Raw genomic sequence first — 23,045 nt, 5'->3', positions numbered from 1 at the left:
TATTAAGGACTACTGTTATTAAGAGCTACTGTTATCAAGGGGTACTGTTATCAAGGGCTACCAGCCAATGGCGTCGGGTAGCCAGGTGGCAATGGCCGGGAAGGCGAAGACCAGCGCCACGGCCAGGAATTGCAGGCCAATGAAGGGCAGCGCGCCTTTGTAGATATCGAGGGTCGAAACCTCCTTGGGGGCCACGCCCTTGAGGAAAAACAGCGACCAGCCAAACGGTGGCGTGAGAAACGAGGTTTGCAACACCAGGCCCACCAGAATGCCCAGCCATACCATATCGATGCCCATTTGCACGAAGAAGGGCAAAAACAGCGGCAGGGCAATATAGGTAATTTCTATCCATTCCAGGAAGAAACCAAGCACGAACATCAGCAGCAGCATGAACAGCAGCGCGCCGAGCTCGCCCCCGGGGACCCAGTCGAACATGCGGCCCACGAGATGCTCGCCACCCAGCCCACGGAAGGCCAGGCCAAAGACCTGAGCGCTGATCAGAATGAAGAAGACCATGGCAGAAATGACCAGCGTGGCCTTGGCGACCTCGCTCAGCAGAGCCACCGTGAGCCGCCCAGAGCACGCGACGAAGACCAGCGCCCCGAGTGCCCCCATGGCAGCGGCTTCGGTGGGGGCGGCAATTCCGCCGATGATCGAACCCAGCACGGCAAACACCAGCCCCACCGGCGGCCCCACCACGGTAGCCACCTTGAACAATAGCTGCTTTTTGCTGAGCAGCGCACGCTCTTCGGCGGGAATGGGCGGCATCATGTTGGGGTAGAGCCTGGCCAGCACCAGAATCGCCAGAATATAGATCCCGGCCAGGGCCAGCCCCGGCACCATGGCCGCTGCGAACATGGTGCCCACGGATTCACCGAGGATCTCCGCCAGCAGAATCAGCACCAGGCTCGGGGGGATGATTTGACCCAGCGTGCCCGACGCACAAATCATGCCGGTGGCCAGGGTTTTAGGGTAGCCACGGCGCAGCAGGGTGGGGAGTGTCAACAGGCCCAGCGTGACGATGGTCGCCCCGACGATACCCGTGGCAGCGCCCAGCAGTACGCCCACGAAGATGATGGCCACCCCCATGCCGCCGGAGAGTCCCCCGAACAGGTGACCGACCACGTCGATCAGCTCTTCGGCCAGCTTCGACTTCTCCAGCATGACCCCCATGAACACGAACAGGGGGATGGCCATGAAGGTGTAGTTGGTGACCACGCCGTAGATGCGCGAGGGCAGCAGGTTGAACAGCATGGGGCCAAACCCCAGGTAGCCAAACACGAAGGCCGTGACGGCGATGCTGATGGCCACCGGAATACCGATCAGCAGCAGTACGAAAAAGGCGACGATCATGCCGATCGCTAGCCACTCATTAGGAGACATGCGTTATTCACCTCGGCTTGGAAGGGCCAACCCCTGGCGCAGTGCGTGGGCCAGGCCTTGCAGTGCCAACAGAAGAAACCCCAGAGGGATGAGCGATTTGAGCAGCCAGCGGAAGGGCAGGCCGCCTGGGTTGGGTGAGGTTTCGTTACGCAGATATGATTGCTCTACCCAAGGCAGGGTCAGCCAGGCGATGTAGAGCCCCATGACCAATAGCAGCAGGCCGCCGATCACTTCGATGGTGCGCTGTACCGCGACCGGGAAGCGCTCGTAAAACACATCCACCCGCACCTGTTCGCCCACGAACAGCAGGTACGACATGCCGAACAGGGCGATGGGGGAAATCAAGTGCCACTGCAGCTCCTGGAGCCAGACGGCGCCAATGCTGAACAGGTAGCGCATGACCACATCGCCCGCGACCAGGGCAACCAGCACCACGCAAATCCAGGCAGCGATCAAGCCAAACAGCCGGACCACCGCCTCGATTCCGTGGACAAGACGTTCCACGGCTTGCATATCACACCCCGATGATGTCGTTTAACCAGGCGCGTTCGCTGGGGCCTGCCCAGCGGTCATGGTTGGCCTTGAAGGCCATGTAGCTGTCGTGGACCTTGCGTACCAGCGGGTCGGCGTTGGCTTCGGTGGCCAGGGTATCCATCGTGGCTTCACGCAGCGCTTCGACCACCGGGGCTGGCAGGGGGCTTGCGGTAACGCCGTGGTTGTCCACCAGGTCGGCCATGGCCTCGCCGTTGACGGCTTCCGACCAGGTGACGCTTTCCAGACACGCCGCCATGCAGGCACTTTTCACGATCATCTTGAGGTCGTCGGGCAGGGCATCCCAATGCTGTTTGGAAATCAGCAGCTCACCGGTGGTGGCAGGCTCGTGCCAGCCGGTGGTGTGATAAAACTTCGCGGCATTCTGCAGCCCCATGCGGCGATCCTGGTAAGGGCCCACGAACTCTGCTGCATCGATGACGCCCCGCTCCAGCGCCGGGAAGATTTCACCGCCGGGCAGTACACGGGCATCGACCCCCAGCGCGGCATAGACTTTCCCGGCCAGGCCCGGAATACGCATGCGCAGCCCGTTCAACTGGCCGATGTCCTCGATGGGCTCACGGAACCAGCCGGTCATCTGCACGCCTGTATTGTTCAACGGCAGGGCGATCATGCCGTAAGGCTCATACACTTCTTCCCATAGCTCCAGGCCACCGCCGTGATACAGCCAGGCCATATGGCCCATGAAGCTCATGCCGAAGGGCACGGTGGTGAAGTATTGTGCGGCGAACGTGGTGCCCGACCAGAAGTAGCTGTTGGCGGCGTTCATTTCGATGGTGCCGCTCTGCACGGCCTCGAAGCCTTCGAAGGCCGGGATCAGTTCTCCTGCTGCAAAGTGCTGAATATTGAGCCGTCCGCCCGACATGGCGTTGATCTTGGCAATCACGTCCCGCGGGCTGCCGGGCCCTTCTACATAGAACGGAGAGCCTGGGCTGTAGGCATTGGTCATTCGCCAGTTGAACTGTTCGCTCGACTGCGCCTTGGCCAAGGAAGGGGCGCCCAACACCAGCCCCGCAGTGGATGTCAGAGCAGCGCTGGTAAGAAACTTGCGACGGGTAAAGGACATACAGCACCTCATGCAGTAAGGAAAGACGGCAGTGGTAGGGGAGCACCAATCGCCGAGGGACGCTGTGTACAAAGCAAGGGATATGCCAAAAAATCGATTTTATTTTAAATGAAAGATTTTTAGGGCTTTGTAGGATGCGCTGAACGGGTGGCGTGGTGTGCATGGGCAAGTTTCGTGCACCGTTATCGCGCAGGTTATTGCCGTCAGGCACCTTCGTTGCGCAGGCATAAAACGTTTCGATATCAGAGGGCTTGACAGTAAGAGGTGCGCTGATTAATATACGCGCCACCTCGACGAGGCAATGAAACGTCCCATTCGTCTAGTGGTCTAGGACACCGCCCTTTCACGGCGGGAACAGGGGTTCGAACCCCCTATGGGACGCCATCGTATCGTTTAGGTCATCGGAGTTGCGGGAATAGCTCAGTGGTAGAGCATCGCCTTGCCAAGGCGAGGGTCGGGAGTTCGAATCTCCTTTCCCGCTCCATAACGCGTATGTAATGAATCATACGTGTTTATACGTCCCATTCGTCTAGTGGTCTAGGACACCGCCCTTTCACGGCGGGAACAGGGGTTCGAACCCCCTATGGGACGCCAATCCGATTTTTAGCGACATCAAGCGGGAATAGCTCAGTGGTAGAGCATCGCCTTGCCAAGGCGAGGGTCGGGAGTTCGAATCTCCTTTCCCGCTCCAGTCGTCTGCGTGTACATGTGTCCCATTCGTCTAGTGGTCCAGGACACCGCCCTTTCACGGCGGGAACAGGGGTTCGAACCCCCTATGGGACGCCACTCGCATGACGCTGACACTTGGTTGTCGTCATCGGTTGCTGTAACCGGTTTCCATAAGTAATGCCGTTCATGTTGCGGGAATAGCTCAGTGGTAGAGCATCGCCTTGCCAAGGCGAGGGTCGGGAGTTCGAATCTCCTTTCCCGCTCCAGTTCAACGGTCCTCCCTCCTGTGTATTCGTCTTTGCTTTTCCATCGTTTTTTCTGATTCTGCTTTGCCAGATCCTCTTCGTTTCTGTTGTCCGTTCGATAACTGCCTTGAGCAGCGCTTTGTCGTGGGCGCCGTTCGGAAGAGAGTAAGCGGAATGCCCGGGCGCATGCGCCCGGGCCAAGTGGTTCAATCCACCAGAGTGAAGTGGCCGACCACGCTGTTGAGCGACTGTGAGCGCTGTTTGAGGTCCTGGGCAGAGGTGGCGGTCTGCTGCACCATCGAGGCATTGTCCTGGGTGGCCTGGTCTAGCTGGGCGATGGCCACGTTGATCTGTTCGATACCGCGGGTCTGCTCGTAGGTGGCGGCGGTGATCTCCTCGAACAGGTCGTTGACCTTCTGAATTTGCAGGTCGATGTCCTGCATCCGTTGTTTGGCCGTATCGACCAGCCCGGCGCCGTTGCTGACCTGGGCGTTGGAAGCGTTGATCAGCCCTTTGATCTCGTGGGCGGCCGTGGCGGAGCGGTTGGCCAGTTGGCGAACTTCACCGGCCACGACGGCAAAACCGCGGCCATGTTCGCCGGCGCGGGCCGCTTCCACCGAGGCGTTGAGCGCCAGAATATTGGTCTGGAAGGCAATGCTGTCGATCAGTGTGACGATATCGGTGATCTTGTCAGCCTCGGCGCTGATCTCCTGCATCGAGTTGACGGCATTGCCGATGGCCTGCTGGCCTGCCTGCGAGGTTTCGCCTGCGCTGCGTACCAGCTCTTTGGCCTGTGCCACGCTGTCGGCGGTTTGGCGAACGGTCGCCGTGACTTCTTCCATGCTGGATGAGGTCTGCTGAAGGGCGGCGGCCTGCTGCTCGGTGCGTGATGACAGCTCCTGGTTGCCCGCAGCAATATCACCGGCATTGCCATCCACCGCCTCGCTGGTGGTGTAGATGTCGATCATGGCTTCACGCAGCTTGTCGCGCATCGAGCGGATGTCGTAGAGCAGGCTACTGGTGTCGTTGGCATGCAGGACCACGGGGGCGGTCAGATCGCCCTGGGCAATGCATGACACCACGCCAGCGGCGTAGTTGGGCTCCCCGCCCAGGCGGCGCAGGATCAGCGTTATCATGCCCCAGAAAGCCAGGGTCACCAGCGCACCGGCCACAATGCCCACCACGATGGTTTCAATGAGTTGGCTGACGATGGTGCTGTTGACGTCACCTACAAAGACGCCACTGGCCACGTACACATCCCAAGGTGCAAAAGCTTCGGAGTAAGTGCGTACTAGCGGGCTGCCATCGTTGCCGCGCGCGAAGTTGGAGTAATATTCGGTGAAGCCGCTGCCATTGGCCCGTGTGTTATCCAGCATGCTCTGGAAAATCAGCGTGCCTTCGGGGTCGCTCACCTGAGAGATGTCTTCGCCTACTTCTCTGCGCGGATGAGCAAGCATACGCAGGCTGCCGTTGAAGGCGAAGAGGTAGTTGTCATCTTCGCCAAAGCGTATGTCGCGCAGCATGTTGAAGGCGAGGCGCTGGGCATCGGGAACGGACAGCTGACCTTGCTCGGCCAGGTGGTGGTAGTGTTCCAGCGTGGAAATGCCGATGTCGACTGCCGTCACCATGCGCTGTTCGCGTTCGCTATAGAGCAAGTTACGGCTTTGCCAGGCATTGATGGCGATCATGACGGCCAGGATCAGCCACAGTACGCCGACGCCGATCAGGCGCTGACGACGCAGGGGCAGCGTGGAGAGTCGATGGCGCGCAGGTGAGGTCGTCGCGTGCTCCGTCGATGGCGGCGCAATGCTGGAAGAGGTAATGGCAGTGCTCATTATCAGGCAAGCTCTCTGTTATGTTCGATTGTTCCCTTGGCACCGGTGCTGACGCAGCGCCCGGTGCGCGCTTCATACTAAAGTATTAATTGCCTGGGTTCTGCTGCAATAGCGTGGCAAAGTGTCGCCTAATGTAGTCTTAACCTTTGTAAAACAGTCATCTGGCTCGCCGTGAGGGCATCGAGTTCGTTAGCTTGAAAAAATATGCGTTCGCCCCGATATCTTCCCATCTAGCTTCATAAGCTCTCATTTTGCTGACAGGACATGTTCATGGCCGAACCGGCATTGTCGATCCGTGGCCTTACCAAGGTGTACGGCAACGGCTTTCAAGCGTTAAAAGGGATTGATCTGGACGTTCAGCAGGGCGACTTCTTTGCACTGCTGGGCCCCAATGGGGCAGGTAAATCCACCACTCTGGGCGTGGTATGTTCCCTGGTGCAGAAAACCGCGGGCAAGGTGTCGATTTTTGGTATCGACATCGACAAGGATTTTGCCAAAGCGAAGTACCAGTTGGGCGTGGTGCCGCAGGAGTTCAACTTCAACCAGTTCGAGAAAGTGCTGGATATCGTATTGGCCCAGGCGGGCTATTACGGCATGCGGCGTAGTGAAGCGCTGCCCCGTGCCCAGCAGCTGCTGACCGACCTGGGGTTGTGGGAAAAACGCAACGGCAGCGCGCGGATGCTCTCCGGCGGCATGAAGCGCCGCCTGATGATTGCGCGTGCGCTGATGCATCGCCCCAAGCTGCTGATTCTCGATGAGCCCACGGCGGGGGTGGATATCGAGCTGCGTCGCAGCATGTGGGAGTACATGCGGCGCATCAACCGCGACGAAGGCACGACGATCATTCTGACGACCCACTATCTGGAAGAAGCCGAAAGCCTGTGCCGCAATATCGCCATCATCAATCACGGCGAGATCGTGCGTAACACCAGCGTGCGCGAGCTGCTGGCCGAGCTGGATACGGAAACCTTCCTGCTGGACCTGGCGGCTCCCGTCGCGCAAGCGCCGCAGGTGCCGGGTTTCGAGGTCCACCAGGTGGAGCCCTCTCAGCTTTCGGTGGTCATTCACCGAGGCCAGCAGCTGAACGACGTGTTCTCATCGCTCAGTGAGCAGGGCATTCAAGTGGTTTCCATGCGCAACCGCGCCAATCGTCTGGAAGAGATGTTCGTTTCCATGGTAGAGAGCAGCCAGGCGGCTCTGGATCAACGTGAGCAGCAGGAGGCCAACGCATGAATGCCACACAAACCCTGGTCGCGCTGTGGACACTGGTGCTCAAGGAGATCAAGCGGTTTACCCGTATCTGGCCGCAAACCCTGCTGCCACCGTCGATCACCATGGCCATGTACTTCATCATTTTCGGCAGCCTGATCGGCTCGCGCATTGGTGAGATGGATGGCTTCAGCTATATGGATTTCATCGTGCCCGGGTTGATCATGATGTCGGTGATCACCAACAGCTACTCCAACGTGGCCTCCAGCTTCTTTTCCAACAAGTTTCAGCGCTCGGTGGAAGAGATGATGGTCTCGCCCATGCCCAATAGCGTGATTCTTTCTGGCTTCATTCTGGGCGGCATGGCCCGAGGCCTGGGCGTTGGGCTCATCGTGACGCTGGTATCGCTGTTCTTCACCCGCTTGACGGTGGAGCATCCGCTGCTCACGATACTGGTCGTGGTGCTGACCTCGGCGCTGTTCTCCATAGGTGGCTTCATCAATGCCCTGCTGGCGAACAAGTTCGATGACATTTCCATCGTGCCGACGTTCATCCTGACCCCGCTGACCTACCTGGGCGGCGTGTTCTACTCCATTTCGATGCTGCCGGACTTCTGGCAGGGCGTCTCGATGCTCAACCCGATTCTGTACATGGTCAACGTCTTCCGCTATGGCTTTCTGGGGGTGTCTGACATTCCCGTCGGCTGGGCGCTGACGGCGATCATGGCGTTCATCGTGGTGCTGTTCATGGTGGCGCTGACCATGCTGGAGCGTGGCAAAGGTATTCGCAGTTAAGTGCCCCAAGGGCCCCTGGTTTGATGGAGACGTTTTGCATGGCACACCGCCCTGATACTCTGGAACACGCGCCGCTGGGGCGCGATTCTGCCTACCCCGAGCAGTACGATGCGGCACTGCTGTACCCCATTCCTCGGGCGGCCAATCGCGCGCCGCTGGGGATCGAAGAAAGCGCGTTGCCCTTCGTGGGTGAAGACGAGTGGCACGCCTTCGAAGTCTCCTGGCTGAATGGACGCGGCAAGCCGGTGGTGGCGGTGGCGCGCTTTCGGCTGCCGGCAAGCTCGCCGCAGTTGATCGAGTCCAAATCCTGGAAGCTCTACCTCAACAGCCTCAACCAGACGCGCTTTGCCAGCCAGGCCGAGGTAGAAGCCATCCTGGTGCGCGACCTGAGCGGTGCGGCGGGTGCCCCGGTCAGCGTCGAGCTGTTGCCGGTGGATGACGAAGCGCTGGCCCCGCGACGCTTGCCAGGGGAGTGCCTGGACGACCTGGATATCGAGGTCAGCCACTACACCCCCAGCGCCGAGCACCTGACCACCCACGATGATATCGTGGAAGAGACGCTGCATTCGCATCTGCTCAAATCGAACTGCCCTGTGACCGGGCAGCCCGACTGGGGGAGCGTGCTGATTCGCTATAAAGGCCCGCGCCTCGACCGCGAAGGGCTGCTGCGCTACCTGATTGGCTACCGCCAGCATCAGGATTTTCACGAGCACTGCGTCGAGCATATCTTCACGGATCTCATGCAGTACGCCCAGCCAGAATCACTGCTGGTGCTGGCGCGTTACGTGCGCCGTGGTGGGCTGGACATCAGCCCCTGGCGTGCCACGCCGGGCATGGCGCCGCCCAGCCCGCTACGCCTGGCGCGCCAGTGATACCGACCCAGGACAAGGAGACGCCAATGGACGCTCTTACGCTGCTGCACGAACGTAGCTCCATGGGCAAGCTCACCGAGCCTGCCCCCAGCCCGGAACAGCTCAGCGCCATCTACCGCGCCGCCCTGCGTGCCCCCGACCACAAGGAGCTACGCCCGTGGCGGTTTATCGAGTTCGTCGGAGAAGGGCGCGAGCGCCTGGGAGAACTGTTCGCCGAAGCGGAGTTCCAGGAAGACCCGCACGCCAGCGATGACACCCTGAACGCTGCCCGCAAAAAGCCCCTGCGCGCGCCCATGGTGATCGCCGTGATTGCCAAGGTGACGCCAGATATTGCCAAGGTGCCCAAGGTCGAACAGGTCATTTCAGCGGGCTGTGCTGCCCACGGGGTTCTGTTGGCCGCACACGCCCTGGGCTTGGGCGCCATGTGGCGCAGCGGCAAGTATGCCTTCGACCCGGTGGTGCGCAAGGGAATGGGGCTGGACAAGGAGGATGAAGTGGTCGCGTTCATCTACCTGGGCAGCCTGGCTGGTCGTCACAAGCCGGTGCCCGAGCATAACGCCGCCGATTTCGTCGAACGCTGGGATTGAGCGCTTAACCGCCGAGGAGCCCCTCCATGAGCCCGTCACGCCAGCCAGGCCTACCGCACCCGCGTCTACCGCTGCCAGAGGGCAAGGAAGACCTGCACGCCTTCCACCGCTGGCTGGGCGAGGCGATTCCTATGGTGGAAGCCTTGGGCATCAGTGACGTGAGTCACGCCAACGACGCGTTGACCTGGCACCTGGCGCTGGCGCCTAACCTCAATGATAAAGGCACCGGCTTCGGCGGTGCCCTGGCGGCACAAGCCACCCTGCAAGGATGGTGCTGGGTGACCCTGTGGCTGCGCCAGCAGGGAAGGGCACAAGACGTGGTCGTGGCGGAGGCCAACCAGCGCTTCGTTGCCCCGGTGACCGGCGACTACCACCTCATCTGTACGCCCAGCAGCAGCGACGGCCCTGCAGCGCTGGCAGAACGGCTGCACGAACGCGGCAAAGGCAGCATCGCGCTCAGCCAGCAGCTCTACTGCGGCGACACGCTATGTCTGGAAGCCAGCAGCCGCTATGCCGTGCTGCCCAGCCCGTGATGTGAAAAAGCCCTGACGTGAAAAAGGCTTGCTATTTCACAGCTTAACGCATAGTATATGCGCCGTTCTGTTGAGAAAGGCAACGCCCTGCAGCAGAGCACACAATGTGGAGAGGTGTCCGAGTGGTCGAAGGAGCACGCCTGGAAAGTGTGTAAGTCGAAAGGCTTCGAGGGTTCGAATCCCTCCCTCTCCGCCACCGAATATAGATAAGCCGCTGATTTCATCGGCTTTTTTGTGTTTGTAATTTACTTAGCCCATACTACAGCCCATACTTTGGTTTTGGCTCTTACTGAACGGTATCAAGCTTCTCTGGACGCTAAATCTCTTCGGGTATACGGATTTAATGGTTGATGGGGCACCTTCACCCCATCAATCTGATACCACCCTCAGATGGTTGATAGATCGACTCCGTAGTTGAGTTCCTCTGCGAAGTCCGGCAGTCCGTAACCGATGGTTTTCTTGTAGAAAGGAGAGACCTTCGCAGTCGGTGCCTTCTTCTTGTGCTTCGTGGTGTAGAGCATTCGTGCCCGCATCACCTCGAAGGAGTAACCGCGCCCTTCACGGTTCTTGTCCTTGGCCAGTCGGTTGATGGACTCCGTGTAAGCGTTGGTGACGGGCATGTCCGTCTCGAAGTAGGTCATGGTCTCTTCGCGCCAGTTTCCCACTGCCCTGACCAGATCGCTCCAGACTTCCTTTTGGCCCTTCGGGATGGTGGCTATCCACTCGTCCAGGGCGGCTTCTGCCTGGAGCCGTGTGGTGGCGTCCCAGATGCCGTAGAAGCGCTCCTTGTGCTCGTAGGCGGCCAGCAGTTGCGGGAACGCGCCTGTCCAGGTCTCCATGATGAGGCGCTCCCGGTCTGAGACTTCGTGAGCGCGTTTCAGCAGGATTTTTCGGTCTCCCTTGAGAGTCCGGCTCTGGGACGGTTTCAGCTCCTTTCTGAGGCCCTTGCGCACTCTCTCTAGGGCATCGTTGGCCATGCGCACCACATGGAACTTATCGACCACGATACGGGCCTGGGACAGCACAGCCTTGACCGCTGCCCGGTAGGGGTTCCACATGTCCATGCTGACGATCTCGACCTTCTGCCGGTCTTTCAGCTTCATCAGGTAGTTGGTCACCACGTCCTGGCGGCGGGTGGCCAGCAGGTCGAGCAGGGTTCGCTCCTCAATGTTGGTCAGAATGCAGCGGTAGCGCTTGTTCAGGTAGGGGTCGTCTCAGAATTCGGAAAATAAAGCACGCTAAGGCGTAGTCACCCCGTGACTCCCCCGCGCCGATGCAGCGAGCTTCGTTCCGTCTTGCAGTGACACAATCAGCGGGCAGGAAACGTTCCCTTTCCGCGCATGGCAGGCGCACACCAGTTCAGACAGCACGGCCTCCATGCGTGCCAAGTCGGCCATCTTCTCGCGCACATCCTTGAGCTTGTGCTCGGCCAGGCCGCTGGCTTCCTCGCAATGGGTGCCATCCTCCAGCCGCAGTAGCTCGGCGATTTCGTCCAGGCTAAAGCCCAGCCGCTGGGCCGATTTCACGAACCGCACTCGTGTTACATCCGCCTCGCCATAGCGGCGAATGCTGCCATAGGGCTTGTCTGGCTCCGGCAGCAGGCCCTTGCGCTGGTAGAACCGGATGGTCTCCACATTGACCCCGGCCGCCTTGGCAAAAACGCCAATGGTCAGATTCTCAAAATTAATTTGCATATCGCTTGACTCCGTACATAACTACGGAAGTAAGCTTAAGCTATCCAAACCAAATTTGAAAGGACAAGCGTATGTCTGAACCACAAAACGGGCGCGGCGCGCTCTTCGCCGGTGGGCTGGCCGCCATTCTTGCGTCGGCCTGCTGCCTGGGGCCGCTGGTTTTGATCGCCTTGGGGTTCAGCGGGGCATGGATCGGCAACCTGACGGTGCTGGAACCCTATCGCCCGATCTTCATCGGCGCAGCGCTGGTCGCGCTGTTTTTCGCCTGGCGGCGCATCTACCGCCCGGCGCAAGCCTGCAAACCGGGTGAGGTCTGCGCGATTCCCCAAGTGCGAGCTACTTACAAGCTCATTTTCTGGATCGTGGCCGCGCTGGTCCTGGTCGCGCTCGGATTTCCCTACGTCATGCCATTTTTCTATTAATCACAGGAGTTCATCATGAAAAAACTGTTTGCCGCCCTCGCCCTCGCTGCCGTTGTTGCCCCCGTGTGGGCCGCCACCCAGACCGTCACGCTGTCCGTACCGGGCATGACCTGCTCCACCTGCCCGATCACCGTCAAAATGGCGATTTCCAGGATTGAAGGCGTTGATAAAGTTGACGTTACCTTCGAACCACGCGAAGCGGTTGTCACCTTCGATGATACCAAGACCAGTGTGCATGAGTTGATCAAGGCCACTGGCGATGCGGGCTATCCGTCCAGCGTCAAGCAGTGAGCCACTGAACCCGAACCTGGGGCGATCATGGGACTGATTACACGCATTGCCGACAAGGCTGGCGCGCTTGGCAGCGTTGTTTCCGCGATGGGATGCGCTGCCTGTTTCCCGGCTATCGCCAGCCTGGGCGCGGCCATCGGCCTTGGCTTTCTACAGGAATACGAAGGGTTGTTTATCTCCAAGCTGCTGCCGCTGTTCGCAGTCGTGGCTTTGCTGGCGAATGCACTGGGCTGGCTGAGTCATCGGCAATGGTACCGCAGCCTGCTCGGGATGGTCGGCCCAGCCATCGTGCTGGCGGCCATGCTCTTGTTTTTTGGCAATTGGTGGACGGCGAACCTCCTCTATGTCGGTCTGGCCTTGATGATCGGGGTGTCGATCTGGGATCTGCTCTCACCGGCCAACCGCCGCTGCGAACTACCACCCAAACACGGCTAACTGCATTGGCAGTTGCCGAAACGACAAGGAACGATGCAATGTATTTGAATATCACCGGAATGACCTGCGACTCGTGCGCGACACATGTCAAGGACGCCCTGGAGAAAGTGCCGGGCGTGCTGTCGGCGCTCGTGTCCTACCCGAAAGGCTCCGCGCAACTCGCCACCGATCCCGGCACCTCGCCAGAGGCGCTGACCGCCGCTGTGGCCGGCCTCGGCTACAAGGCCACACCCGCCGATGCCCCATCCACTTCAGCGCGGGGCAGACTGCTTGGCAAGGCGCTGGGATGGCTGGGCGGTGGCGACAAGGCTGGTGGTGATGGGGACGGACTGCACGTCGCCGTTATTGGCAGCGGCGGAGCCGCGATGGCGGCGGCGCTGAAGGCCGTCGAGCAAGGTGCGAACGTCACGCTGATCGAGCGCGGCACCATCGGCGGTACTTGCGTCAATGTCGGCTGCGTGCCGTCCAAGATCATGATCCGCGCTGCCCATATCGCCCATTTGCGCCGTGAAAGCCCATTCGACAGTGGCATCGCGGCGACTGTGCCTGCGATTGATCGCAGCAAACTACTGGCCCAGCAGCAGGCGCGCGTCGATGAGCTGCGCCACGCCAAGTACGAAGGCATCCTGGACAGCAACCCGGCCATCACCGTGCTGCATGGTGAAGCGCGTTTCAAGGACGACCAGAGCCTTGCCGTCCGTTTAAACGATGGCGGCGAGCGTGTGGTGGCGTTCGACCGCTGCCTGGTCGCCACGGGTGCCAGCCCGGCCGTGCCGCCGATTCCGGGCCTGAAAGAGTCACCCTACTGGACTTCCACCGAGGCCCTGGTCAGCGACACCATTCCCGAGCGCCTGGCCGTGATCGGCTCGTCTGTGGTGGCGCTGGAACTGGCGCAAGCCTTTGCCCGGCTGGGCAGCAAAGTGACGATCCTGGCACGCAGCACGCTGTTCTTCCGCGAAGACCCGGCCATCGGCGAGGCCGTTACAGCCGCGTTCCGTGCCGAAGGGATCAAGGTATTGGAACACACGCAAGCCAGCCAGGTCGCGCATGTGGACGGCGAATTCGTGCTGACCACCGGGTACGGTGAAATACGCGCCGACCAGCTGCTGGTCGCCACTGGCAGGGCACCGAACACGCGCAGCCTGGCATTGGAAGCGGCGGGAGTCGCTGCCAATGCGCAGGGGGCCATCGTCATCGACAAGGGCATGCGCACCAGTACGCCACACATTTATGCGGCTGGCGACTGCACCGACCAGCCTCAGTTCGTCTATGTGGCGGCAGCGGCCGGCACCCGTGCTGCGATCAACATGACTGGCGGCGATGCGGCCCTGGACCTGACCGCAATGCCGGCCGTGGTGTTCACCGACCCGCAGGTCGCCACCGTGGGCTACAGCGAGGCGGAAGCACATCACGACGGGATCGAGACCGACAGTCGCACCTTGACCTTGGACAACGTGCCGCGTGCGCTTGCCAACTTCGACACACGCGGCTTCATCAAGCTGGTCATCGAGGAAGGTAGCGGACGGCTCATCGGCGTGCAAGCGGTGGCCCCGGAAGCGGGTGAACTGATCCAGACGGCGGTGCTCGCCATTCGCAACCGTATGACCGTGCAGGAACTGGCCGACCAATTGTTCCCCTACCTGACCATGGTCGAAGGGCTGAAGCTCGCGGCGCAGACCTTCAGCAAGGACGTGAAGCAGCTTTCGTGCTGCGCCGGATGAGGAAAAGGAGGTGTTCAATGAGCGCCTACACAGTGTCCCGGCTGGCCCTTGATGCCGGGGTGAGCGTGCATATCGTGCGCGACTACCTGCTGCGCGGGTTGCTACGGCCGGTCGCGTGCACCACGGGCGGCTACGGCTTGTTCGATGACACCGCGTTGCAACGGCTGCGCTTTGTACGGGCTGCCTTCGAAGCGGGTATCGGCCTGGACGCACTGGCGCGGCTGTGCCGGGCGCTGGATGCTGCGGACGGTGACGGTGCGTCTGCGCAGCTTGCCGTGTTGCGGCAACTCGTCGAGCGTCGGCGCGAGGCCCTGGCCAGCCTCGAAATGCAACTGGCCGCCATGCCAACCGAACCGGCACAGCACGCGGAGAGTCTGCCATGAACAGCCCAGAGCACTTGCCGTCTGAGACGCACAAACCGATCACCGGCTACTTGTGGGGCGCGCTGGCCGTGCTCACCTGTCCCTGCCATTTGCCGATTCTCGCCATTGTGCTAGCCGGCACGACGGCCGGCGCGTTCATCGGGGAGCACTGGGGTATTGCAGCCCTCACGCTGACCGGCTTGTTTGTCCTGTCTGTGACGCGGCTGCTGCGGGCCTTCAAGGGAAGATCATGACCGCTTCCCAGCCAGCCGAGAGTGGGCAGCTTTGAGCTTCGCTACCAATCTGGAGGAGTACCACCATGAACGCAAACGCCCCGAACACTGCCAGTTGCACCACCTGCTGCGTATGCTGCAAAGAAATTCCGCTCGATGCCGCCTTCACCCCGGAAGGCGCGGAATTGTATAGGCGTAGGTGTCAGTCAGATCCATCCGGCTCGGCATTGGTGTTTGCTTTTTTACCCAACAAGCTGCTGGAAACGAAAAGTAAGGCACCGAGGACAATTGCAATATCAGCCAGGTTGAAGGCCGGCCAATGCCAGTCTCGCCAATAGAAATCAAAGGAATCCACAACATAGCCGCGAAAGACCCGGTCAATCAGGTTGCCCATGGCGCCACCGAGGATAAGACTGTAAGCGATGGCTTCTCCTTTATGACGATTTTCAAGGATCAGCTTGATCAGAAAAATCGAGACCACCACCGCGATTCCGATAAAAAAGTAGCGCTGCCAGCCTCCACCATTCGCAAAAAGACTGAATGCGGCACCGGTGTTCCATAGGTGCACCCAGTTAAAGAACGGGGTCACTGAAATAGACTCGCCATAGGCCATTGATTGCTGCACCAGCCATTTTACGGCCTGATCAGACGCTGCCAGCAGGCCCGATATGGACAACAGGGCATACGGCGAGAGCTTTTTGCCAATAATGAGCATTATTTAACCCTTCAACGCCAGAATGCGTCTGGCACCGTTAAGTACAATGACCCCCGCGATGGTGCCGATAATCAGATCCGGATAATTGGACCCGGTCCACGCGACCAGGGCGCCGGCGGTGATGACCCCCAGGTTGATCACCACGTCGTTGGCCGAGAATATCCAGCTTGCCTTCATGTGCGCCCCGCCCTCCCGATGTTTGGATATGAGCAGCAGACAACTGGTATTGGCAATCAATGCGACGAATGCGATAGCCATCATCACCAGCGATTCAGGCTCACTACCGAATACAAAGCGTCTCACCACCTCTATGAGTACGCCCACAGCCAAGATCAGTTGCAGTACACCAGCAAGATGCGCGGCACGTACCTGCCTTTTCACGCTATGTCCAACCGCATAAAGGGCAAGCCCGTACACCGCCGCATCGGCAAAATTGTCCAGGGACTCTGCAATGAGGCCAGTTGACTGAGCCATCAGACCGGCAGTCATTTCCACCACGAACAGAAGTGCATTGATGCCGAGCAACCAGCGCAGGGTCCCGGATTCTTGCTTAGCAGAAGCTGCCGAAAACTCGGCGGCCTTGATGGTCTCCGGATTTGCAGCGACGGTTTCCTGAAGCGAGGCGCCTAGCCCCAAGGTCTTCAGTTTCGAGGTGACGGGCTCGACCTCACCGTCATGCACGACCTTCAACCGGCGGTTCGACAAGTCGAAGGACAGTGCCCGAATCCCCTCAACGCCGTTCAGGGCCAGGCGAATCATGCGCTCTTCTGATGGACAGTCCATCTTCGGCACGGCATAAACACTGACCCATCTCCCTGGCGCCTCGGAGGAGGCCTGTATATCGGTATCCGCTGCGGACGTTGCATCACCGCCACAGGCGCCACCACAGGATTTGCTCATGATACGACTCCACTTGAACAATGTTGTGGTACCATTTAAAACTATAAAGCTACTATAAGGTCAATAGAGTAAAGAATCCGTTGGGGAGGAGGCTGATGCGCATTGGTCAGTTGGCGCAGTTGGTAGGGGTCGAAACACAGACGATCCGCTTCTATGAACAGCAGGGCTTGTTGCCGCCGCCTGATCGGCAGGACAACGGTTACCGTGTCTATACCGAGAAGCATGGTGAGGGGCTGGCCTTCATCCGTCGCTGCAGAATCCTGGGCCTGTCACTGGCTGAGATTCACGAACTACAGCGCTATCAGGACGACCCTCATCAGCCTTGTACCGCCGTCAACGCCTTGCTCGATGATCACATCTCTCATGTGCGGTCGCAGATAACCGCTCTGCAAGCGCTTGAGAAACAACTCGTTTCACTGAGAGCGAGTTGCAACGATGACCGGGAAGTTGAGGCGTGTGGGGTTCTTGCTGGAATTAGCGAAGGAAACATGCACCAGCAGTAGGTGAAGCATCAACCAGATAATCCGATGAGATGCCGGTCTGTCTCACTCTCATGCAAAGGTAAGATCAACCATTTAATCCGCTTACCCGCGCCTGCAATGCGGAAACCAAGAATTATCAATACGTTATCTTTTCCAGGGATTACATTACTCACATGTCTTTCATCCTGTTAGCAGCCAGATGACAACCAGGCGGCGACCATATATCTGTGATATTGGCCTACCCTAAGAACATGAAGGACAACATAACACTTGCTGAAAAGGCCGCATTGAAAACACTGACCCACCAATTAAAGGAGGAAGTTTCTGGATGAGCATTTTTGACGAACTCCAAACATCGCTGCAGGAAGCCGTTGAGATTAATCAGGGCAACACTGAGGCTAGCCGCACAGCACGCCATGAAGTAGCCGATGTAAAAAGCCATTCGTACCAAGCTCAATGTTTCTCAGGCGGAATTTGCCAGCGCAATGGGAACCAGCGTGGATACGATCAAAAGCTGGGAAGGCAAACGTAATAATCCTACGGGGCTAGCCGCTAAGGTACTGGCGACGATTCGGAATAACCCAGACTTTTTCAATGAAATTGCTTCACACTAACACCTACTTTCCTGACATAAGCCCGGCTTATTCATGAGGCAGGCCTGAAAACGAAGATAGCGGATGGTATTCTCTATAAAAATCAGTGCATTTCGCCAAGAATCTGATTCAAGAGGACCATCCGCTATGGGTGAAAGCATATCTCCCTGGATTCCGACCTGCAACGGATCTATACGCGTTGAGCTCGACGGCCAACGCACCACCAGCGACAGCGGCGCTTTGCTGCTGCGTGAAGCCCTCGACAACAGCGGCCTGATCGACGCGCTGGAGGATAACTTGGTCGATAGACGCAACCCACTACGTATCCGTCACTCCCTGGCCAGTCAGCTGCGAACGCTGGTGCTGCAGCGCGCGATGGGCTGGATCGACCTCAGCGATACCGACACGCTGCGCCGTGACCCGCTCTGGCAACTGGCCTGCAGCGATGCGCGCGGCATGACGCCATTGGCTCAAGATCGGCCCTCTCAAGCCACATTATCGCGGCTGCTGGCATGTCTCGGGCGTAGCGACAACATCGATGCCGTACACGAAGGCCTGCTGCGACTGGTAGTCTGGCGTCTGACCTCGCTGGAAAAGGGCAAACGCCCTCATCAGCTGACACTGGACATCGATGGTCTGCCGATTGAGGCTCACGGTCACCAGGGCGGCTCGGCCTATCATGGCCTTTACGGGGCCCGCATCTACTCGCCGCTGGTCGCATCGTTGGCGGAGACCGGCGACATGGTGGGCGGCTTGCTGCGGGAGGGCAATGCCGGCCCAGCCGAGGATGCCGACACCTGGATCCCGCATCTAGTACGGCGACTCAACGAGAGCACCGGTGCCCAGGTGCGAGTGCGCATCGACGCTGGCTTCACTGACAATGCGACATTGGAGGCCTTGGAAGAGCGCGACATCGAGTACCTGGGTCGGCTGCGTAGCCATACAGGTCTGCAGAAGCTGGCAGCGCCCTATCTCAAGCGACCGAGTGGCCGACCACCTGAGCAGCCTCGTGAATGGTGCCACGATCTGGAGTATCAAGCGGGCTCCTGGTCGGCACCGCGTCGCGTGGTGCTGGTGGTGCAGGAACGCCCCGATGACCTGCTGCTGCATGCCTTCTTCCTGGTCACCAACCTCGGCAAGTTCGACTGGCCGCCGGAGAAGGTTCTGGCGCTCTACCGTAAGCGCGGCAGTGCCGAGGCGCACATGGGCGAGGTGAAATCAGCACTCGACGTGCATCTCTCCTCGACCGACCGCGGCGCTTCCACCGTTCAAGAGGTGATGGCCCGCAACGAAGTGAGCCTGCTACTGAGTCTCTACGCCTACCAGGTCTTGCATGGACTGCGCTGCCTCCTGGAGCGGCAAACCCACCAGGGCTGGAGCCTGAGCCGGATGCGCGAGCAAGTCCTCAAGATCGCGTCCACTATCTCGCTACACGCCCGGCGCATCACTGTTCACCTTGGCGATGCCGCTGACAAATGGTGGCCCACCTTGCTTAAGGGGCTACCGAAGCTGACCGCACTGAGCTGATACACGGTTGATATCACAACCGATCCAAGCGCAAGGCGGCCATCACGATGGCTGGCGATCACGGCTGCCCTGATGGCCGGAATCGATTACTGAAGGTTATATAGCAACAAAGAAACCGTACTGTTTGGGTATATATCGGCAGGTATTCACACCGCAAATACGGCTGCTGGGAGTCGGTGCCAGCAACCTGGGGCTTCGCGATGCTCAATCAGCATACTCATGAATAAGCCGGGATAAGAATAATGGTAATTTGACGTGAGTGTGAAAAGCGCATTCTTAGACGCGCACTCCCGGAAAAATTGCGCCATCACCTGAAGCCCTTGAATCCGCATGCGAATGCAATGGCCTTGTTCAGCCAGCTACATACTACTGTCAACCACCGTAAGTTTGTCTTGGTCTGCGCAACAATATCTTCTTCATTAACTAAGACCCTCTCCTAGGGAATCTGCGCAGTCAACGAATCGGAGGCGTCCAATAGCCTGCTCGTCACAGAGTCAACAGCCGTTGCACAGATCTCGTTACGGTTGTACCAGACCCTAACGAGTTTAATGGCGTACAGTTACCACACCAGCCCGAGCCAACTCGGTGAATCGCATTACCTTTTCTTCAACTGTTCATTTTATTTCAGCTTAAAACCGAGAGGTTGCCTGAAGTTTACTATCTGGATTGAGTATTGCACGAGGGGCTTTCATCATGGCCTGAAACTCCAAAGCGAAGACTTGAATGCAAAATCACAGGCCAGCGGGCAATAGAGTGATCAAGCACACTCATAAGACCGGCGCAAACAAATAGGCCGCTCGAGCCGCCACCCGATGCCAAAGCGGCTTATCGCTGATCTCTTCTGGCTGCATCTGCCGTGCCCGCGCGAAATCCGCCTTGAACATCGCATCAACCTCGGCGGCAAAGTCGGCGTCCATCACCATCGCCGTCACCTCGAAGTTGAGTCGAAAGGAGCGGTTGTCGAGGTTAACGGTACCCACTGCCGCACCGATTTCGTCAACCAAAAAGGCTTTGCCATGTAAGAAGCCCCCCTCGTAGCGATAGACCTCGACCCCCGCCTCGAGAAGCGAATCGAGAAAGGCATAGGCCGCAAAGTAGGTTAGAAGGTTATCTGGACGTTCGGGAATCAGGATTTTCACCTCTACTCCGCTTAACGAGGCTAGTTTAAGCATCGCCAGCACCCCCTCATCTGGCACAAAGTAGGGACTGGATATCCAGATACGCTCTTGCGCGGCGTGAATTGCCTGTTGAATCATCAGACTAGCCGTCTCAAATCGGTCTGCGGGCCCACTCGGAAGAATGAGCACCGGTGTACCATGGCCGCTTGGAATTAGCGGTGACCAGGGAAGCTCGGGGATTTCCTCAGTCGCCCAGTGCCAATCTTCAAGAAACACCAGCTGCAGCGCCAAGGCCGCAGGCCCCTCAATCATTAGGTGGGTATCACGCCACGGGCCAATTCGTGGGTGGCCTTCCAAGTATTCATCGCCAACATTGAATCCACCGACCCAAGCTCTTTCCCCATCGGCCACCATTATCTTGCGATGGTTGCGAAAGTTGAGCTGGAAGCGATTACCTGTCCCCCGCGTAGAATGAAAGCGATGTACTCGAACACCCGCCTCTTCCAGCGTCTGGAGATAGTGGCTCGGCAACGCATAACTTCCAATTTCATCGTATAGAAAGAAGACCTCCACGCCCTGCCTAGCCTTCTCAATCAGCCGTGCCTGCAGCGCCAATCCCACTGCATCAGCCCGAACGATATAAAACTGCACAAGCAGATAGCGCTCAGCAGCATCAATACCGGCAAACAAGCTCTCGAAGGTCTGCTCACCGTCGATCAGCAGTTCCACCCGGTTGCCACCTAGAAACGGCAGCTTGGCCAGCTGTTCGACACCCACCAGATGCTTGTCAGCGTGTTCATCCGAAACCCCATGAGCCCGCAGCTCGGCCAGTTTTTCAGCAAGCGCCTGCCCCAACACCGAGTTCTCGTCGCGTCGTGCAGAGACATAGCCCTGGAATTTCGTGCGGCCGAACACCCAGTAGGCTGGCACCGCCACATAGGGCAATGTGTTTAGTGAAACGATCCAGGCCACAGCTCCCTGAGAGGTACGGCTCGACATCATCGCATCCAGTGACGACACAAACCCAACCAGATGAGCAACTCCCACCACGAGCAGTAAACGACGCCAGAATCGACGTCGCCTGGAGGGCAGCGTTACTGCCCCCGGCTTTTCCCTTTCATCGCTCATGCTCCCCCTAAACCACCTTTTCTTCGCTGTAAAATCAGTTTTATCATTGCCGCAACCTGAACGGTAAAGACAATACTCACGAGCCCTACAAACCAGAACCGAAACCAATTGGGCCCAGACACCCCACTCTGGAAAACTTGAACCGCCCCGGTTATTCCGGAGACCGGTTTGTTTGAGTCAGGCAGCTTCACCCGACTCTTCCAGTTGATGATAATACGTCCTTTCTCGTTCTGCTGGTGGAACGTTTCCGATGGGTTCCAGCAGTCGGCGGTTGTTGAACCAGTCAACCCACTCCAGCGTGGCATACTCAACGGCATCCAGTCCCCTCCATGGGCCACGATGATGGATCACCTCCGTTTTGAACAAGCCGATGGTGGTTTCAGCCAGCGCATTGTCGTAGGAGTCGCCGGTGGTGCCGACTGAGGCATTGATACCCTCGTCAGCCATACGCTCGGTGTAGCGGATCGAGAGATATTGGCTTCCCCTATCACTATGATGGATCAACCCTTGTCTGTGTTTGCGTGCCCACAGAGCTTGCTCCAGGGCGTCCTGAACCGCCCTGGTTATATCGGTGATCCTGCCTGCGTCTCACCCCCTAGAGGAAGCCCCCGGCGTCTGGCGTCGCGTTACTCATGGTATGCGGATTTACCTGAAGACGCCCCGGTTGCGCGGGCTACTGGCGTTGAACCTGGCTGTTTCAGCCGCCGGGACCATGCAGATCGTCAACACGGTGGTACTCGTACGCTCGGTGTTGAATTTGGGCGAGAAAGAAGTCGCACTGGCCTTTGCCGCCGCAGGCGGGGGCTCCATGCTAATAGCCTTACTGCTGCCCAAGGTGCTGGAACGGGTGTCCGAGCGGCCAGTCATGCTGCTGGGTGGCGTTATGATGGCACTCAGCCTCTACCTGGGCTGGCTGGGCCCATCGTTTGCGGGGCTTGTCGGGCTATGGTTACTGCTGGGCGCTGGGGCCTCGTTGGTCATGACCCCCACCGGGCGCCTGCTCAAACGTTCATGCCAGCCGGAGGAGCGTCCAGCGCTGTTTGCTGCCCAGTTCTCGTTGTCACACAGCTGTTGGCTAGTCACCTATCCGTTGGCAGGCTGGCTGGGAGTGAACCTGGGACTGACGGGTACGATCGCTTTGCTGGGAACGGTGGCCCTGGCGGCAACGGGGCTCGCGGCCCTTATCTGGCACGCACATGACCCGATGGCTCTTGAGCACGAGCACGCTGCCCAAAGTCACACCCACCTGCACTACCACGATGAACATCATCAGCACGAACATGAGGGATGGGAGGGGCCGGAACCTCATCGCCATTCCCACCATCATTCCCCAGGCTCACACGGGCACGTCTTTGTTATCGATGACCACCATTCCCATTGGCCATCGTAAAACGAGTAAGGACGCGGGCTTGGGAAATAAACGTGGGATGCGAACTGCCAATCTTACTAACGCGGGTATACAACATGCTCACCTTTTATTAAGGCGTAATATTAATAGGAGGTTTTTGCGCAAAGTAAGCTTTAACAGGCTTGCTAGTGTGGCAATGTGTAGGTGTAAAGAAAACGACGCAATCTTATTTTTAGCTTACCGTAACGAATCGACCCGTAACGCACTAGCAAAGTAAATCCTAAGTTTAATACAGCGCTTTCGTTTTAGTAATGTATGACTTGAATGCGCC

At 58.7% G+C, this 23,045-nt stretch carries 24 protein-coding genes, 7 tRNA genes and 3 pseudogenes; 24 read left to right on the top strand and 10 right to left on the bottom strand.

The features are described from left to right. Positions 1-57: 57 nt before the first annotated feature. The 3 genes from RVM26_RS09575 to RVM26_RS09565 are packed head-to-tail and all read right to left on the bottom strand — an operon-like array spanning position 58 to position 3,001. Complete coding sequence (locus RVM26_RS09575; protein WP_039176169.1) at positions 58-1,383, bottom strand: TRAP transporter large permease; 1,326 nt, start codon at positions 1,381-1,383, stop codon at positions 58-60. A 3-nt stretch (positions 1,384-1,386) separates the two neighbouring features. Then, the gene (locus RVM26_RS09570) at positions 1,387-1,896 is read right to left on the bottom strand and encodes a TRAP transporter small permease subunit (RefSeq protein WP_026001778.1); all 510 of its coding nucleotides are present in this window, start codon (positions 1,894-1,896) and stop codon (positions 1,387-1,389) included. Between the two features lies 1 nt (position 1,897). Continuing rightward, positions 1,898-3,001, bottom strand: a complete 1,104-nt coding sequence (locus RVM26_RS09565; protein ID WP_016914467.1) for a TRAP transporter substrate-binding protein — start codon at positions 2,999-3,001, stop codon at positions 1,898-1,900. Between the two features lie 308 nt (positions 3,002-3,309). Here RVM26_RS09565 and RVM26_RS09560 point away from each other — a divergent pair. The 6 genes from RVM26_RS09560 to RVM26_RS09535 all read left to right on the top strand — a co-directional run bounded on the left by RVM26_RS09560 (position 3,310) and on the right by RVM26_RS09535 (position 3,936). Then, positions 3,310-3,385, top strand: a tRNA-Glu gene (locus RVM26_RS09560). A 25-nt stretch (positions 3,386-3,410) separates the two neighbouring features. Beyond that, positions 3,411-3,485 (top strand) — tRNA-Gly (locus RVM26_RS09555). Between the two features lie 34 nt (positions 3,486-3,519). Next, a tRNA-Glu gene (locus tag RVM26_RS09550) sits at positions 3,520-3,595 on the top strand. Between the two features lie 22 nt (positions 3,596-3,617). Beyond that, positions 3,618-3,692, top strand: a tRNA-Gly gene (locus RVM26_RS09545). Between the two features lie 19 nt (positions 3,693-3,711). Then, positions 3,712-3,787 (top strand) — tRNA-Glu (locus tag RVM26_RS09540). 74 nt (positions 3,788-3,861) lie between these two features. Further along, positions 3,862-3,936: transfer RNA gene (locus RVM26_RS09535), tRNA-Gly, on the top strand. Between the two features lie 185 nt (positions 3,937-4,121). On the opposite strand, the gene RVM26_RS09530 is transcribed toward RVM26_RS09535, so the two are convergent. After that, positions 4,122-5,750 carry a methyl-accepting chemotaxis protein gene (locus RVM26_RS09530; protein WP_498938355.1) on the bottom strand — a complete coding sequence of 543 codons (1,629 nt, stop codon included), beginning with the start codon at positions 5,748-5,750 and terminating at the stop codon, positions 4,122-4,124. A gap of 270 nt (positions 5,751-6,020) precedes the next feature. Between RVM26_RS09530 and RVM26_RS09525 the strand changes: the two genes are divergently transcribed. From RVM26_RS09525 to RVM26_RS09500, 6 genes are all read left to right on the top strand, one after another. Continuing rightward, on the top strand, positions 6,021-6,983 hold the full coding sequence (locus RVM26_RS09525; protein ID WP_498938353.1) for an ABC transporter ATP-binding protein: 963 nt from the start codon (positions 6,021-6,023) through the stop codon (positions 6,981-6,983). Next, positions 6,980-7,753: an ABC transporter permease gene (locus tag RVM26_RS09520; RefSeq protein ID WP_016914465.1), complete on the top strand. Its 774-nt coding sequence runs from the start codon at positions 6,980-6,982 to the stop codon at positions 7,751-7,753. Before RVM26_RS09525 ends, RVM26_RS09520 begins: the two co-directional genes overlap by 4 nt. A 38-nt stretch (positions 7,754-7,791) precedes the next feature. Next, positions 7,792-8,625: an NADPH-dependent 7-cyano-7-deazaguanine reductase QueF gene (queF, locus tag RVM26_RS09515; RefSeq protein ID WP_039181225.1), complete on the top strand. Its 834-nt coding sequence runs from the start codon at positions 7,792-7,794 to the stop codon at positions 8,623-8,625. 26 nt (positions 8,626-8,651) lie between these two features. Then, positions 8,652-9,212, top strand: a complete 561-nt coding sequence (locus RVM26_RS09510) for a nitroreductase family protein (protein ID WP_287807451.1) — start codon at positions 8,652-8,654, stop codon at positions 9,210-9,212. 26 nt (positions 9,213-9,238) lie between these two features. Next, complete coding sequence (locus tag RVM26_RS09505; RefSeq protein WP_498938350.1) at positions 9,239-9,745, top strand: hotdog family protein; 507 nt, start codon at positions 9,239-9,241, stop codon at positions 9,743-9,745. 108 nt (positions 9,746-9,853) lie between these two features. Continuing rightward, positions 9,854-9,941 (top strand) — tRNA-Ser (locus tag RVM26_RS09500). 190 nt (positions 9,942-10,131) lie between these two features. Here the strand turns inward: RVM26_RS09500 and RVM26_RS09495 are convergent. Both RVM26_RS09495 and merR read right to left on the bottom strand, forming a co-directional pair. After that, positions 10,132-10,959, bottom strand: a pseudogene (locus RVM26_RS09495) (ISL3-like element ISPst2 family transposase); the annotation flags it as partial. A 24-nt stretch (positions 10,960-10,983) separates the two neighbouring features. Beyond that, complete coding sequence (gene merR, locus RVM26_RS09490) at positions 10,984-11,439, bottom strand: mercury resistance transcriptional regulator MerR (protein WP_008609174.1); 456 nt, start codon at positions 11,437-11,439, stop codon at positions 10,984-10,986. A 71-nt stretch (positions 11,440-11,510) separates the two neighbouring features. On the opposite strand from merR, the gene RVM26_RS09485 reads away from it, so the two are divergent. The 7 genes and pseudogenes from RVM26_RS09485 to RVM26_RS09455 form a co-directional block, all read left to right on the top strand. Continuing rightward, positions 11,511-11,861 (top strand): mercuric transport protein MerT, encoded by a 351-nt coding sequence (locus RVM26_RS09485; protein WP_001294660.1) that lies wholly within the window; start codon positions 11,511-11,513, stop codon positions 11,859-11,861. 15 nt (positions 11,862-11,876) lie between these two features. After that, positions 11,877-12,152: a mercury resistance system periplasmic binding protein MerP gene (merP, locus tag RVM26_RS09480; RefSeq protein WP_133037973.1), complete on the top strand. Its 276-nt coding sequence runs from the start codon at positions 11,877-11,879 to the stop codon at positions 12,150-12,152. Between the two features lie 27 nt (positions 12,153-12,179). Continuing rightward, complete coding sequence (gene merC, locus RVM26_RS09475) at positions 12,180-12,587, top strand: organomercurial transporter MerC (protein ID WP_000522993.1); 408 nt, start codon at positions 12,180-12,182, stop codon at positions 12,585-12,587. A 38-nt stretch (positions 12,588-12,625) separates the two neighbouring features. Beyond that, entirely contained in the window at positions 12,626-14,308 is a 1,683-nt protein-coding gene (merA, locus tag RVM26_RS09470) for a mercury(II) reductase (protein ID WP_003055149.1), read from the top strand. Between the two features lie 17 nt (positions 14,309-14,325). Beyond that, positions 14,326-14,691 (top strand): mercury resistance co-regulator MerD, encoded by a 366-nt coding sequence (merD, locus tag RVM26_RS09465; RefSeq protein WP_001277463.1) that lies wholly within the window; start codon positions 14,326-14,328, stop codon positions 14,689-14,691. Next, on the top strand, positions 14,688-14,924 hold the full coding sequence (gene merE / locus RVM26_RS09460) for a broad-spectrum mercury transporter MerE (protein ID WP_001087807.1): 237 nt from the start codon (positions 14,688-14,690) through the stop codon (positions 14,922-14,924). Before merD ends, merE begins: the two co-directional genes overlap by 4 nt. Before the next feature lie 65 nt (positions 14,925-14,989). Continuing rightward, positions 14,990-15,094, top strand: a pseudogene (locus RVM26_RS09455) (DUF3330 domain-containing protein); the annotation flags it as partial. A gap of 11 nt (positions 15,095-15,105) precedes the next feature. Here RVM26_RS09455 and lspA read toward each other — a convergent pair. Both lspA and RVM26_RS09445 read right to left on the bottom strand, forming a co-directional pair. Continuing rightward, a complete protein-coding gene (gene lspA, locus RVM26_RS09450) occupies positions 15,106-15,618 on the bottom strand; it encodes a signal peptidase II (RefSeq protein ID WP_046961709.1) in 513 nt (170 codons plus the stop codon). Positions 15,619-15,621: 3 nt separating this feature from the next. Beyond that, positions 15,622-16,518 (bottom strand): cation efflux transmembrane domain-containing protein, encoded by an 897-nt coding sequence (locus RVM26_RS09445; protein WP_498938344.1) that lies wholly within the window; start codon positions 16,516-16,518, stop codon positions 15,622-15,624. Positions 16,519-16,613: 95 nt separating this feature from the next. On the opposite strand from RVM26_RS09445, the gene cadR reads away from it, so the two are divergent. The 4 genes from cadR to RVM26_RS09425 all read left to right on the top strand — a co-directional run bounded on the left by cadR (position 16,614) and on the right by RVM26_RS09425 (position 19,120). Continuing rightward, a complete protein-coding gene (cadR, locus tag RVM26_RS09440; protein ID WP_144983645.1) occupies positions 16,614-17,021 on the top strand; it encodes a Cd(II)/Pb(II)-responsive transcriptional regulator in 408 nt (135 codons plus the stop codon). A 307-nt stretch (positions 17,022-17,328) separates the two neighbouring features. Beyond that, positions 17,329-17,532: a hypothetical protein gene (locus RVM26_RS09435; protein WP_498941801.1), complete on the top strand. Its 204-nt coding sequence runs from the start codon at positions 17,329-17,331 to the stop codon at positions 17,530-17,532. Then, complete coding sequence (nadS, locus tag RVM26_RS09430; protein WP_229800903.1) at positions 17,486-17,614, top strand: NadS family protein; 129 nt, start codon at positions 17,486-17,488, stop codon at positions 17,612-17,614. Before RVM26_RS09435 ends, nadS begins: the two co-directional genes overlap by 47 nt. 126 nt (positions 17,615-17,740) lie before the next feature. After that, the gene (locus RVM26_RS09425; protein WP_498938342.1) at positions 17,741-19,120 is read left to right on the top strand and encodes an IS1380 family transposase; all 1,380 of its coding nucleotides are present in this window, start codon (positions 17,741-17,743) and stop codon (positions 19,118-19,120) included. 767 nt (positions 19,121-19,887) lie between these two features. Here RVM26_RS09425 and cls read toward each other — a convergent pair. Both cls and RVM26_RS09415 read right to left on the bottom strand, forming a co-directional pair. Then, positions 19,888-21,366: a cardiolipin synthase gene (cls, locus tag RVM26_RS09420; RefSeq protein WP_050980320.1), complete on the bottom strand. Its 1,479-nt coding sequence runs from the start codon at positions 21,364-21,366 to the stop codon at positions 19,888-19,890. 177 nt (positions 21,367-21,543) lie between these two features. After that, positions 21,544-21,930 (bottom strand): annotated as a pseudogene (locus RVM26_RS09415) (DDE-type integrase/transposase/recombinase); the annotation flags it as partial. 73 nt (positions 21,931-22,003) lie between these two features. Here RVM26_RS09415 and RVM26_RS09410 point away from each other — a divergent pair. Then, complete coding sequence (locus tag RVM26_RS09410) at positions 22,004-22,756, top strand: MFS transporter (protein ID WP_498938339.1); 753 nt, start codon at positions 22,004-22,006, stop codon at positions 22,754-22,756. Positions 22,757-23,045: the final 289 nt, after the last annotated feature.

It is taken from the genome of Halomonas sp. KM072 (genome assembly GCF_050710315.1).
GTDB classification, from domain to species: Bacteria; Pseudomonadota; Gammaproteobacteria; order Pseudomonadales; family Halomonadaceae; genus Vreelandella; species Vreelandella hamiltonii.
This window is presented reverse-complemented; position numbering and strand designations above follow the sequence as displayed.